This window comes from Dehalococcoidia bacterium (assembly GCA_025054935.1).
In the GTDB taxonomy this organism is placed as follows: Bacteria; Chloroflexota; Dehalococcoidia; order SpSt-223; family SpSt-223; genus JANWZD01.
The window spans coordinates 51035-63707 of sequence record JANWZD010000003.1; the positions used below are offsets into that span (position 1 = coordinate 51035).

Annotated in this window: 12 protein-coding genes and 1 pseudogene; 9 read left to right on the forward strand and 4 right to left on the reverse strand. The window is 66.7% G+C overall.

The features are described from left to right. Position 1 precedes the first annotated feature (1 nt). The 7 genes from rodA to NZ773_05065 all read left to right on the forward strand — a co-directional run bounded on the left by rodA (position 2) and on the right by NZ773_05065 (position 6664). Positions 2-1108, forward strand: a complete 1107-nt coding sequence (gene rodA, locus NZ773_05035) for a rod shape-determining protein RodA (GenBank protein ID MCS6801290.1) — start codon at positions 2-4, stop codon at positions 1106-1108. Beyond that, complete coding sequence (locus NZ773_05040; protein ID MCS6801291.1) at positions 1105-2052, forward strand: queuosine salvage family protein; 948 nt, start codon at positions 1105-1107, stop codon at positions 2050-2052. The genes rodA and NZ773_05040 overlap by 4 nt, the downstream gene beginning before the upstream one ends. A gap of 286 nt (positions 2053-2338) precedes the next feature. Then, positions 2339-2554, forward strand: a complete 216-nt coding sequence (locus NZ773_05045; protein ID MCS6801292.1) for a hypothetical protein — start codon at positions 2339-2341, stop codon at positions 2552-2554. A gap of 141 nt (positions 2555-2695) precedes the next feature. Then, entirely contained in the window at positions 2696-3469 is a 774-nt protein-coding gene (locus tag NZ773_05050) for a type III pantothenate kinase (GenBank protein MCS6801293.1), read from the forward strand. Further along, positions 3466-4662: a bifunctional phosphopantothenoylcysteine decarboxylase/phosphopantothenate--cysteine ligase CoaBC gene (gene coaBC / locus NZ773_05055; protein MCS6801294.1), complete on the forward strand. Its 1197-nt coding sequence runs from the start codon at positions 3466-3468 to the stop codon at positions 4660-4662. The genes NZ773_05050 and coaBC overlap by 4 nt, the downstream gene beginning before the upstream one ends. 65 nt (positions 4663-4727) lie before the next feature. Continuing rightward, positions 4728-5675, forward strand: a complete 948-nt coding sequence (locus NZ773_05060; GenBank protein MCS6801295.1) for a branched-chain amino acid transaminase — start codon at positions 4728-4730, stop codon at positions 5673-5675. Between the two features lie 122 nt (positions 5676-5797). Beyond that, entirely contained in the window at positions 5798-6664 is an 867-nt protein-coding gene (locus tag NZ773_05065) for a PH domain-containing protein (GenBank protein MCS6801296.1), read from the forward strand. Between the two features lies 1 nt (position 6665). On the opposite strand, the gene NZ773_05070 is transcribed toward NZ773_05065, so the two are convergent. Beyond that, on the reverse strand, positions 6666-7439 hold the full coding sequence (locus NZ773_05070; protein MCS6801297.1) for a hypothetical protein: 774 nt from the start codon (positions 7437-7439) through the stop codon (positions 6666-6668). Between the two features lie 182 nt (positions 7440-7621). On the opposite strand from NZ773_05070, the gene NZ773_05075 reads away from it, so the two are divergent. After that, the gene (locus tag NZ773_05075; GenBank protein MCS6801298.1) at positions 7622-8542 is read left to right on the forward strand and encodes a restriction endonuclease; all 921 of its coding nucleotides are present in this window, start codon (positions 7622-7624) and stop codon (positions 8540-8542) included. Positions 8543-8545: 3 nt separating this feature from the next. Here NZ773_05075 and NZ773_05080 read toward each other — a convergent pair. The 3 genes and pseudogenes from NZ773_05080 to NZ773_05090 form a co-directional block, all read right to left on the reverse strand. Further along, positions 8546-8998: pseudogene (locus NZ773_05080) on the reverse strand (hypothetical protein). Between the two features lie 420 nt (positions 8999-9418). Continuing rightward, positions 9419-11788, reverse strand: a complete 2370-nt coding sequence (locus NZ773_05085; protein ID MCS6801299.1) for an endonuclease MutS2 — start codon at positions 11786-11788, stop codon at positions 9419-9421. Positions 11789-11824: 36 nt separating this feature from the next. Then, positions 11825-11971 carry a hypothetical protein gene (locus NZ773_05090; protein ID MCS6801300.1) on the reverse strand — a complete coding sequence of 49 codons (147 nt, stop codon included), beginning with the start codon at positions 11969-11971 and terminating at the stop codon, positions 11825-11827. Between the two features lie 328 nt (positions 11972-12299). On the opposite strand from NZ773_05090, the gene NZ773_05095 reads away from it, so the two are divergent. Then, a complete protein-coding gene (locus NZ773_05095; GenBank protein ID MCS6801301.1) occupies positions 12300-12662 on the forward strand; it encodes an aspartate 1-decarboxylase in 363 nt (120 codons plus the stop codon). The last annotated feature ends 11 nt before the right edge of the window (positions 12663-12673 follow it).

The following is a 12673-nucleotide window of genomic DNA, read 5'->3' on the forward strand; positions in this document are numbered from 1 at the left end:
CATGGATGTTCGCGTTTGGCGCACGATGGACCCGCTGATTGTCGCCGCGATGGCGGGATTGATCGTTCTCGGGCTAGTCCTGATCTACAGCGCCTCTGCCACGGGGGAATGGGCGCGCGGGCCGCTTGTCGACCATCCCATGGTGCGCCAGCTGTTCTACGCCGCTATCGGCTTCGGCGCTCTCCTGCTGGCCATGATGCTCGATTATCGTCTGCTCGGCCGGGCGGCGCCCGTCCTCTACGCGCTTGCTGTCCTCGCGCTCATCGCTGTCCTCGTCGTCGGCCAAGAGAGCTACGGCGCAAAGCGGTGGATCAACCTGCCAGTCGTTCAATTCCAGCCCTCTGAGTTCTCCAAGCTTGTGCTGATCATCACCCTCGCCAAGTTCTTCGCTGACCGCGAAGGCTCGGTCCGCTCGCTGCGGACCTTGACGCTGTCGCTCCTGCTGGCGGTGATCCCGATGGGGCTCATCTTCCTCGAGCCCGATGTCGGGACAACTCTCGTCGTCGGCGCGATCTGGCTGGGCATGGCGCTGATGAGCGGTATCCCGCTGCGCTATTTCGGGATACTGACCCTTGCAGGGCTGATTGTGCTGCCGCTGATCTATGAGTTCGCGCTCCAAGACTATCAGCGCGCCCGCATCGAGACCTTTCTCGACCCTGAGCGCGACCCGCTCGGCCGCTCCTACAACCTGATCCAAGCCGAGATCTCCATCGGGTCCGGCGGCTTTTTCGGGAAAGGGCTGATGGCCGGAACCCAAACGCAGCTGAACTATCTGCGCGTGCAGACTACCGACTTCATCTTCAGCGTTTTAGGGGAAGAACTCGGCTTTCTCGGCGGCGTCCTCTTGCTCGGCCTGTTCACGGTCATCCTTCTGCGCGCGATTGGGGCGGCTGAGCGCGCCCGCGACCCGTTTGCGCGGCTGCTTGTGAGCGGCATCTGCATCATGCTCTTGGTTCAGACGACGATCAACATCGCGGTCAACACGCGGCTGATCCCCGCGACGGGCGTGCCGCTCCCTTTCATCTCGGCAGGCGGCACCTCACTCATCACCTGCATGATCGCCATCGGCCTGATCGAGTCGGTGGCAGCGCGCCGGAGCCGCGGGTGACGCTCGGCGTCCGCGAGACGACGGCGCGGGTCGTCGCCCGGGCTCGTCAGGTTCGGCTCGTTCCTGAAGCGGCGCAAGCGCTCGCCGCCGCAATCCAGTCCCTCCACCCAACCCCTCCGGCATGGAACGCGCGCTATCACTTGGTCGCGCCGCCCGCCACGCTCGCCCAGTATCTGCTGCTGGTGGATGCGCTGAACTTTTCCTTCTGGGGCGAGCCGAAGTGGTCGATCGAGGATGACGGCGAACGGCTCGACGGCTACTGGGCGTTGGCGGCAGCGCTCAAGCGGGCCATCCGCGACGGCGTCCCCCTCCTCGATGCCCGTTTCCTCGCCGACCTCGACCGCGCCACGCTCGCCGCGGTGCTGCGCGGCAATTGCGAAATCCCGATGCTTGAGGAGCGGCTGGCCAACGCCCGGGAGGTGGGGCGCGTGCTGGTCGACCGCTTCGAGGGCACATTCGCGGCTGCGATCGCGATGGCGGACGGGAGTGCGGAGGCGCTCGTGCGTCTGCTGGTGGACTCCTTTCCATCGTTCAACGACTGCGCCACCTACGACGGCGACGAGGTCCGCTTCTACAAGCGGGCCCAACTCCTCGCTTCCGACCTTGCCGCCGCCGGCGCTGTTCCTCCGTGGCGTGACCGTGCAGCGCTGACCGTCTTTGCCGATTATCAGCTCCCGCGCGTGCTGCGTGCCTTCGGGGTGCTCGAGTACGCGCCGCCGCTGGCCGAGACGGTCGATGCTCGGCGAGAGATCCCGGCGGGCGCGCCCGAGGAGGTCGAGATCCGTGCGGCTACAGTTCAAGCAGGCGAGCTGATCCGGGAGGCCCTCGCAGCGCGCGGGCGCGCGGTCACCGCGGTGGAGGTCGACACCCTGCTCTGGACGATGGCCCAAGCCCCCTTGCCCAACGATCGTCCGTATCACCGCACGCGAACCATCTTCTACTGACCTGTCGGTCAGCCTAGCGGCAGCGGGCCGCGGGCGCAGCTCGCCAGCAGCCAAACGCAGCCGAAGGTGATCGGGATCCCGGTCGCAAGCAGCAGCGCCCAGAAGCGGGCATCGCGCCGTCGTCGCATCGCGTCTCTCCCTCGAAGCGAGCAGGATCATGCCAGAGAGGCGAACGCGCCGGCCGAGGAGAGATCCGGCACCCAGAATACTGCGTATACCTTGTAGCGGGCGAGGGGTGTGAGCCCGCGAGTCCGGTCTCGCAACGACGCGAGCGCGGAGGGCCGAAATGCTGAACGTCTATTTCAAGAAGTGCCCCAAATGCCGCGGCGACCTTATTCGAAACTCGGTCGAGCAGGTCACGTCTTGTCTCCAGTGCTCGCGCATCTTGAGCGTTGCCGAGGAGGAGCGTCTTCTCGGCATTGCGCCGCCGCCGCCGCCGCGCTATGAGCCGCTGCCGCCGGCGAAACGTGGGCGCCCGCGCAAGAACCCGGTCGCTGCCTAGCGCCGCTGCGGAATGGCAAACCGGCCTCTTCCCCACCATGCCGCGCGCGGCACCCTGCTTGCGCGCAGCCGCAGCATCGCCCAGACTTGACAGCCTGGAAGACGGGCTGATAGCGTTCGAGCGGTCTCACGGGGATCGCGCGTGCTTCTCGTCATCGACGTCGGCAATACAAACGTCGCCATCGGCGTCTACGTCGGCGATCAACTGCGGGCGCGGTGGCGGTTTGCGACCGACGTTCGCAAGACCCCCGATGAATACGCGGTCCTGCTCCGGGGCATGCTGCCCCCCAGCGGGATCCCGCTTGACGCGATCACCGATGTCATTCTCTCGAGCGTTGTCCCTCCGCTCATCGGCACGATGATCCAGGTGTGCGAACAGCTCTTCCGCCTTCGGCCGCTCGTCGTCGAGGCGGGCATCCGCACTGGCATCCGGATTGTCTCCGAGCAGCCGCGAGAGGTGGGCGCCGACCGCATCGCGAACGCTGTCGGCGCCGTCCGCACCTACGGCGGCCCGGCAATCGTTGTCGATTTCGGCACAGCCACCACGTTTGACGCGATTTCGAAGGAGGGGGACTATCTTGGCGGCGCAATCGCGCCTGGGATCGGCATCGCCAGCGAAGCGCTCTTTGCCCACGCGGCCAAACTCCCCCGTATCGACCTTGTCCGCCCGAAATCGGTCATCGGCCGCAACACCGTCACCGCAATGCAGGCAGGCATCATCTTCGGCTATGTCGGCCTCGTCGATGGCCTCGTCGAGCGGATCAAGCGCGAACTCGGCGGCGAGGCGACCGTGATCGCGACGGGGGGGCTGGCCGAGATCATCGCGCGCGAGTCGACGACGATCGCCATCGTCGACCACGACCTCACCTTGACCGGCCTCTATCACCTCTATCATCTGAACCGGTCGCCCGCATGAGCGCGCTGCGAGGCCGCCGCGTTCTCCTCGCTGTCTGCGGGTCGATTGCGGCCTATAAGGCCGTTCAGCTCGCGAGCGACCTCGTCAAGGCCGGGGCGCTCGTCGACACGATCCTCACCGAGGGTGCGCTCCAGTTTGTCCAGCCGCTCTCTTTCCGCGCGCTGACCCATCGCCTTGTCGTCACCACCCTCTGGGACCCGCATCATCCGAGCGGTGTCCTCCACGTCGACCTCGCGACTGCTGCCGAAGCGCTGCTGGTAGCGCCTGCGACCGCCGACACAATCGCCCGGCTCGCGCTCGGCCTCGCGGATGATCTGCTCGGCTGTGTCGCCTTGTCGACGACCGCACCGCTCGTGCTTGCGCCGGCGATGGAGTCGCACATGTTCCTCCATCCGGCGACCCAGCAGCACCTGACCGCCCTCCGCGAGCGCGGCGCCTTCATCATCGCCCCGGACGTTGGCCGGCTGGCGTCGGGGGCGAGCGGTATCGGGCGGATGGCCGAGCCGGCGGCGATCCTCGGCCATCTCGCGGCGGTGCTCGGACGGAACGGCGACCTCGCCGGCCGCCACATCGTTGTCACTGCCGGCGGCACGCGCGAGCCGATCGATCCCGTTCGCTACCTCTCCAATCGCTCAACTGGCAAGCAGGGCTACGCGATCGCCGAAGCGGCGCGGGATCGCGGGGCGCGGGTTACGCTGGTGACGAGCGCGTCGCTGCCCCCTCCGCCGGCGGTGACCGTCGTTGCGGTCGAGCGCGCCGAAGAGATGCTCGAGGCGGTGGCCGCTGCCTGCCGGGATGCCGACGCCCTGATCATGGCGGCGGCGGTCGCTGACTATCGGGTTGCGGCGCCGGCGAGCGAGAAGATCAAAAAAGGCGCCGACCGGCTGACGCTCGAACTGGTCAAGAACCCCGACATCTTGGCGTCGGTCCGCGGCGATTTCATCCGGGTCGGCTTTGCTGCTGAAACCGAGCAGCTGCTCGCTCACGCGGAAGAAAAACTACGCGCAAAAGCGCTCGACCTGATCGTCGCGAACGACGTCTCTGCGCCCGACGCCGGCTTCGCGGTCGATACCAACCGGGTCGTGCTCGTCTCCCCAGAAGGAGCTGAAGCGCTGCCCCTTCTCAGCAAGCGCGAGGTGGCCGACCGCATTCTCGACCGCGTCGTCGCCCGCCTGCGCGCTCGCCGCGCTTGAGCCGCAGTCGGGGGGATACCTATAATCTCGGCAACGTGCGTCTGCCCAGCAGCGAAAGGGACGAGGTGGGAACGATGAGACCGTATGCGTTTCTCAATGGCCAGTTCGTTGCCTTGGAGGACGCCAAGGTTTCTATCGCCACCCACGCCCTCCATTATGGGACCGGCTGCTTCGAGGGCATCCGCGGCAACTGGAACGATCAGGAAGAGACGCTCTACCTGTTCCGGCTGCGCGAACACTACGAGCGGCTGGCGCGCAGCGCGAAGGTGCTCAACATCAAACTCCCTTACAGCGTCGAGGAGCTCTGCGCGATCACCGTCGAACTGGTCGAGCGCAGCGGCTACCGCGAGGACGTCTACATCCGCCCCCTTGCCTTCAAAGGGGCGCCAGTGCTCGGCGTTCGGCTCCACGACCTGGAAGACTCGCTCGTGATCTTCGTCACGCCCTTCGGCAATTATCTCGATGTCGACGCCGGCATCAAAGTGTGTGTCTCCAGCTGGCGGCGGATCGATGACAACACCATCCCCGCGCGAGCGAAGATCGCGGGCGGCTACGTCAACAGCGCGCTTGCCCGCACCGAGGCCCATCTGAACGGCTACGACGAAGCGATCATGCTGAATCATGACGGCCATGTCTCGGAAGGGAGCGGCGAAAATATCTTCCTCGTCCGCGAAGGCCTCCTGCACACCCCGGGCATCAATGAGAACATTCTCGAAGGCATCACGCGCCACTCGGTGATGACGCTCGCGGCGAACGAGCTCGACATTCGCACGATCGAGCGCACTATCGACCGGAGCGAACTGTACATTGCCGATGAGATCTTCCTCACCGGCACTGCCGCCCACGTCACGCCGGTGATCGAGGTCGACCGGCGGCCGGTCGGCTCCGGCGCGGTCGGCCCGATCACGCGGCAGATCAGCAAGCTCTATTTCGATGTCGTGCGCGGCGTCAATAAGAAGTACATCGGCTGGTGCACGCCGGTCCGCCCGGCGCCGGTGGCGGCGGGCCGCTAGCCGGGGAGCGCGCGCCCATCACGACCGCCAAAACGGCTTCCGGCGCTCGCTCGGCACTGATTGCGGCACCGCCTGGCCGGCTCGTCGCGGCGCTGAGCGGTCTGGCTGTTCCCGCCGCGCTCATGGCGCCAGCGCTGCTTATTGTCTACCGGATCACAGTCACGCCGCCCTCGCTCGAACTGTTCTGGCTCGTCCTCATCCTGCTCGCGCTGGGCGGTGTCGGGTCGCTCTTCGCCTACTGGGCGATGTCGGCGCTTTTGCTCACCTACGAACTGAACGACCGGGCGCTGATTATTCGGTGGGGGCTAGCGCATCAGGTGATCCCGCTGGAGCGCATCAGCGGAGTGATCGCCGGCGCTGAGCGGCCTCCCCCGACGCGCTTTTCGGGCGTGCGCTGGCCGGGCAACGCGGCGGGACGGGCGTTTGTCGAGGGCATTGGCCACGTGCTGATCTACGCCACCTACCGCACGCCGTCCCAGCTGCTCTATATCCAGACGCCAAGCGTCTCCTACGGCATCGCGCCCGCGGACGTCCATGCCTTCCAAGAGGCGCTGCAACGCCGGCTTCCGCCGCCTGCTCCGAGCGACAATTCCGGGCCCTTGACTATCCGCAGCCTCACCCGTCAGCTGCAGACGATCCGCTATGCCGGCCCGCTCAAGATCGGGATGCTCCACGATGCCGTCGCGATGGGGGTGACTGTCCTCGCGCTCGTCGCGAATGCCGCGCTCTTTGGCTACGTGCTCTACTACTACCCGACCCTGCCCGACCTGCTCCCGCTTCACTTCAATCTGCTCGGCGAGGTCGACTTTATCGGACCGCGCGGCGATGTCTTCCGCCTGCCCGCGATCGCTCTCGGCCTCTTCGCGCTCAATTTCACTGCCGCGACAGTGCTCTACGCTCGCGAACGGCTCGCCGCCTACATCGTGCTGTCCACCGGCCTGCTCGTCCAAGCGATCTTCTGGGTCGCGACGACGCGGATCGTTTACTGAGCTACTCCTCGAAGCATCGCCCGTAGAGGATGAGGTCGCGCTCGACGACGGTCTCGCCGACGGGGCGCCCGAAGGCATACACCCCCCGCCGCCAGGGCGCCTCGCCGACACGCGCTTCGCCCTCTAGGGTCATCAGTTCGACGAGAAACCCGGGCCAGAGCGGGAAGGGCCCACGGTAGCCGCTCGGAATGCGCAGCAGGAAGGCGGCATCGGCAGCCCAGGGCGAATGCCTGCTTCGGCCGAACAATGCCGACGGCTCGCCCGGCACGCCGCGGATGCGCTTCTCTTCGATCCCGTAGCCGAGCGTCGAACGCACCCACGGCAGGTCGGCGGTGCGGACGTACATCGGCCGAACCTTGCGCGTTGTCCAGCGCTCATCGACGAGATACTGCCCGGGCCACGGCGACGGCGGGTCATCGAGATGGAACTTGACTGCCTCGCGACCGAACGAGATCAACTGCGTGCCGCCCCCGTCAGAATGCTCGTTGTTGCCGTACACCGTTCCTGCCGGACGATAGAGATAGTCGCCTTGCCGCATCGGGTGGACAAGGTCGAAGGCGAACTCTCCCTCATACATGAAGATCTCGTGGTCGCTGTCGGCAAAATGCGACTTCTCAGGGACGGCGAAGCCGGGAGGCGTGAAGAGGAGCTGCGAGAAGGCGCCGGTCTCAGGGTCATGGCTGAGGAGCAGGCGCTTCACTCCGCGCCCAGAGGGCGAAACCGTCCACTCCGCGGTTGTTGTATCGAGATAGGGAACGAACCGGTCTCCGCGCATCGCTCCTCCATGCGTCGTCGGTCGGCGAGGATATGCGCTGCGAGCGGCCGTGATGCGCCTGCTGCGCAGCAGCCATGCTGAGCGCCGGTTGGACAGGCGCTCTCCGTTGCCCTAGACCATTCTGCCCGCTCACGATGGATACGATACTATCTTATATTGCTGTTCCCGAACCGAGGGGTCGAGTGATACCGACGTATGAAGCGATGCTGCTGCCGTTCCTGCGCCTTCTTGAGGATGGGAACGACCATACGTTTGCCGAAGTCCTCGAGTATCTTGCGCGCCATTTCGCGCTGACCCCCGCTGAGCGCGCCGCACTGCTGTCGAGCGGGAAGGAGAGACGCTTCGACTACCAAGTACGCTGGGCGCGGACGCATCTCAGTAAGGCGCTGCTGCTTGAGGCGCCGACGCGAGGCGTCTATCGCATCACCGAGCGCGGACGGGCGGTGCTCCGCGAGAATCCGGGCAGGATCGATTTTGCGTTCCTCAACCAGTTTCCGGAGTATCGTAAGTTCCGTCGGTCCACCAGCAAGAACCGCCCGCATGCCGTGATCCGGGATCGCGCCGCCGCTTTGCCCCCGCTTGAGGAATCCCCTGAAGAAGCCTTGGCGCGAAGCTACCAAGCCCTCCGCGAGGCGCGCATTGCTGAGATCGTGGAGCGTCTGCAAGAGGTGAGCTCGGCGCGCTTCGAGCAAATCCTCGTCGACCTCTTGCTCGCCTTGGGCTACCGGGGGTCAAGATCGGAGTCCGGCCGAGCGATCGGCAGAAGCAACGATGGCGGCGTCGATGGAGTGATCGATGAAGATCGGCTCGGTCTTGATACGATCTCCGTCCAAGCGAAGCGGTGGCAGGGCGCTGTGCCGGTCGACGCGGTTCGATCGTTCGCTGGCGCGCTGATGGCGCATCGAGCGACGAAAGGCATTTTCATCACCACCTCAGACTTCACCAAGGAAGCACGGTCGTACGTTGACAAGATCGACAAGCGGATCGCCTTGATCGATGGAAAACAGCTCGCGGGCTTGATGTTCGATCATGATGTCGGGATGATCGGCACGGCGCGCTACGTCGTGAAGAAGCTCGACCCGAACGATTTCGCGGCCGGCTGATGGTCATTGCGCTGCCCGGCGGCTCTGGCGAACTCGGAGCGCCAGCGCCACGCCAAAAGCGAGCGCCGCCCCTCCGACGAGAAGAAGCCCTGCATCGCCGCTGCGGTCGCCGCGGTAGGTGCCGTCGCCAGTGCGGGGAAGGCCGATCGTGGCCGTCGGCGTGCCGGGCGCGAGGGTAGCGGTCGGGGTGCCAACGGGGCGAGGCGGGGTGACAGTGGGTGTCACCGTCCTGGTTGCCGTCGGCGTGCCCGGCCCCGGGGTCGGCGTGGCGGTGACCGGTGAGCCAGTCGGCGTGACTGTCCGGGTTGGGGTCGGCGTCGCGGTGCGGGTTGGCGTCGCCGTCGCCCCGCCGGGCGGTGTCGCGGTCGGGGTGAACGTCTGTGCCGGCGGGCGTGTCGGCGAGACGTACGGCGTCGGCGACGGCCCGGGCGGCGTCGGCGTCGGCGAGGGATACGTCTGCTGGAACGCCTCGAGGCGGCGCTCTCTTGGGGCTGGCTCGCAGGGGAGCGCCGCCTCGGGAGCGCTCTCCCATGGCAGGATGATCCCGACGCACCGGGCCGCTTGCGCTGCCGCAGGAACAAGGGCGGCCCACCACACGAAGGCGACCGGAAGCATCATCAGCACGAGGGTCAGCAGCCGACGCCGATCCATCCCCTCACTTGCTCCTCCATTCAGCGGGGCATCATCGCCTTCGGAAGGCTAGCAGACAGCCTGCCGATCCCGAAAGTCTATCGGGCGAGCGCTTTCGATTGGGATCGAGAACAGCTTCGCGCCGGCGCGTTGCCGCGAGCATATCGGCCGGCGGAGGCCGCTTTGCCATCCCAGCCGAGGAGAGATGCCCGCTTCGCTGTCGTTGTGCCGGCCGAGCGTGGAGCGCTACACAGCGAGCTTGGCGATCGTTGCGCCCTCGCCGCCTTCGTTCAAGGCAGCCGGAGCCCATTCGCGGACCAACGGGTGGGCGGCAAGGTGGGTTCGAACGACCTGCCGCAGGGCACCGGTGCCTTTGCCGTGGATGACTCGCACCTCCGACAGGCCGCTGCGGTAGGCATCGTTCAAGTAGCGGTCGAGCGCTTCTGCCGCTTCGTCGGCGCGCCGGCCGCGCAGGTCGAGCTGCGTGCCCGGAGAGGGGGGCGGCGGTGGGAGCGTGACGCGGCGCTCGAGGTGCGCTCGCCGGTGCTCGCGCGCGGCCTCAGCAGCCGACATCGGCTCGAGATCGCGCAGCGGCGCCCGCACTTTCATCGTCCCCAGCCACACCTCGGCCTCTTCACGCTCGGGAAAGAGGGCAACAAGCTCGCCGACCTGCCCCAGGCGGGGCAGACGCACCGGGTCGCCGACACGGAGAGGACGGGTGCGAAGCGGTGCGCGTCGTGGGTGGCGGGGCCCCCCCGGACGGGGGGGAAAGGCCTGGCGCGCCGCCGCAAGCTCTGCTGCGGCCGCTGCTGCCGCATCGGCGTTGGTCGGCGACGCGGCGGCCGCTGCGGCGCGCTGCAGCGCGCGGAGCAGTTCGTCGGCCTCGCGCAGCAGCTCGGTTCGCGCTTCGTCGGCAAGGCGGTCGCGCTCGCGCTCGACCACCGCCAGCGCTTCCGCAAGCTTGGCCCGCTCCGCCTCAGCCTGGGCGGCGGCGGCGGCGGCGCGCTGGCGTTCTGCCGCAAGCGCATCGCGCTCGCGCTGCAGGTCGGCAAGGAGCCGCTCCACTTCCGCCTCGGTCGGCGAAACGAGCGTGCGCGCCTCCTCGATGATCTCGGGAGAGAGGCCGAGCCGAGAAGCAATGGCGAGCGCATTGCTTGCGCCGGGAGTGCCGAGGATCAGCCGATAGGTCGGCGCAAGGGTAAGGGGGTCGAACTCGACCGACGCATTGCGCACTCCGGGCGTTCCATGGGCGAACACTTTCACTTCGCTGTAGTGCGTGGTCGCGATTGTCGGGATGCGGCGACGGACAAGATAGGCCAAGATCGCCCGCGCCAGCGCCGACCCTTCAGCGGGGTCGGTTCCTGCGCCCAGCTCGTCGAGCAGAACAAGGGTGGCCGGGTCAGCCTCCCGCAGGATCTCGACGATGGTCCCAATGTGCGAGCTGAAAGTCGACAACGACTGCTCGATGCTCTGCTCATCCCCGATGTCAGCCGCGACGTGGCGGAAAACGGGCACGGTCGACCCGGCGGCGGCAGGGAGAGGCAGGCCCGCCAAGGCCATCATCGTCAAGAGCCCGACCGTTTTGAGGGCGACCGTTTTGCCGCCGGTGTTCGGGCCGGTGATGACGAGCACGAACTCGTCGCTCGACAGGTCGACCGAGATGGGAACCGCCCGCTCTCCAAGCAGGGGGTGCCGCGCCTGACGCAGGTCAAGCTGCCACGGCGGGCGGACAGGGACAAGGCGCGGCCGCGTTGCGCCGAGCGCCTCGGCATACCGCGCTTTGGCGAGCTGAAGGTCGATCGCACCGAGGAGGTCAACGTTGGCGATGATCGCCGGCGCATGCTCGCCGACTTCCGCCGAAAGCCGGCGCATGATGCGCTCGATCTCCCGCTCCTCCTCGAGCTGGAGCTCGCGCCAGCGGTTGTTCAGGTCGACGATTTCCAGCGGCTCGAGAAAGACTGTCGCGCCGCTCGCCGACACGTCATGAATGATGCCCCGCACCTGCCCCTTGAAGTCTGCCTTGACGGGAACGACATAGCGTCCTTCCCGAACCGTGACAATGGGCTCTTGGAGCACCATCTTGCCGAGGGGAGAAGCAATGTACTGGTCGAGGCGGGCGCGGAGGTGATCGTGGGCAGCGCGCAATTCCGCCCGAATGCGGGCGAGCGGTGCACTTGCGCTGTCGAGCACCTCACCGCGCCGGCCGATGCAGCGGGCAATCTCCTCTTCGACTGCGGAGCAGTCGACAAGGTCAGAGGCGAGCTCACCGAGCACTGGCAAGCGGTCGGCGAGCCGCATGAGCGTGGCGCGCAGCTGGCGCGCAGTCTGGAGGGTGGCGGCGATATCGAGGAGGACGAACGGCTCAAGCACGCCGCCGAGGGCGGCCTGACGGGCAGGCGCCCGCACATCGCGGGCGCTTCCAACCGAAATGCCTGGCTTCAGGCGGAGCAGGGCCCGCGCCTCTTCAGTCGCCTGCTGGGCGCGCTCAGCGGCAGGAAGCGTCCTCTCCGGCTGGAGCGCGAGCGCGAGTTCGCGGCTGACGGAGAACGAGGTCTGTCGGGCGAGCTGCTCGCGGATAGTATCAAATTCGAGGAGATGAAAAACGCGCTCCCTCACGCTTCGATTGTAGCGTGAGCGGTCGCCTCGCCTGCGTCAGCGCAAGAAAAGCCGCCCCGCGAGTAAAACGGTGGCCACGCTTCCGAGGACAGCAGGATCCTCCCGCTGCAGCGCGAGCCCGGTCAGCGCGGCGCAGGCGACGGCTATGGAGGCAAGACCGACTTCAACCAGCGCGATCCGCATGACGCTCATCCTCACGATTGCGTTCGCTGCCATCCTAGGAACGAAAGCGCAAGAGGACGAGCACTTAACTGCGCGCAACGCTGCTTTTATATTGGATATTGGTATCCAATTGCCGGGAAAGATAGGGAGCGCTGTATGCCCGGCTCGGCGAGCAGCGCGAGGCCGAATTCGGCTATAGTTTGAGGCGACTTGGATCGCCGTGGCGACCGAGATCGACCGAGAGCACGCTCCCTCCTGACCCGCCTCTGGACCGTGCGTGGCCGGAAGGCAGCCCTGATCTCGCGATCCGCCTCGTCGGGCGTGTCCAGGACTCGGCGTGGAGGATCACATGTTCCGGCAGATGTTCCGGGGAAAGATTCACCGGGCGACGGTCACGAAGGCCGATGTCGATTACATGGGAAGCATCACCATCGACGAGGCGCTGCTTGAGGCAGCCGATATCGCCCCCTACGAGCGGGTGCAAGTCGTTGACATCGACAACGGGGCGCGTCTTGAGACCTACGCGATCCCCGCGCCGGCCGGCTCTGGCGAAGTGCAGGTCAATGGCGCTGCCGCTCGGCTGGTCAATGTCGGCGACCGCGTCATCATCATTGCCTACAGCTTTGTGCCGGAGTCCGAAGTCCGGAACATCCGGCCGCGGGTGGTGCACGTCGACGCCCAGAACCGCCTGCTCGCTCCGCTTCCGGTCTAAGGACGCCTGCG

Coding starts and splice junctions, on each gene's coding strand:
- NZ773_05065 (MCS6801296.1), top strand. CDS start 5,798: ATGGCGCCAGCGCTGCTTATTGTCTACCGGATCACAGTCACGCCGCCC.
- NZ773_05090 (MCS6801300.1), bottom strand. CDS start 11,971: ATGCGGATCGCGCTGGTTGAAGTCGGTCTTGCCTCCATAGCCGTCGCC.
- rodA (MCS6801290.1), top strand. CDS start 2: ATGGATGTTCGCGTTTGGCGCACGATGGACCCGCTGATTGTCGCCGCG.
- NZ773_05045 (MCS6801292.1), top strand. CDS start 2,339: ATGCTGAACGTCTATTTCAAGAAGTGCCCCAAATGCCGCGGCGACCTT.
- NZ773_05070 (MCS6801297.1), bottom strand. CDS start 7,439: ATGCGCGGAGACCGGTTCGTTCCCTATCTCGATACAACAACCGCGGAG.
- NZ773_05095 (MCS6801301.1), top strand. CDS start 12,300: ATGTTCCGGCAGATGTTCCGGGGAAAGATTCACCGGGCGACGGTCACG.
- coaBC (MCS6801294.1), top strand. CDS start 3,466: ATGAGCGCGCTGCGAGGCCGCCGCGTTCTCCTCGCTGTCTGCGGGTCG.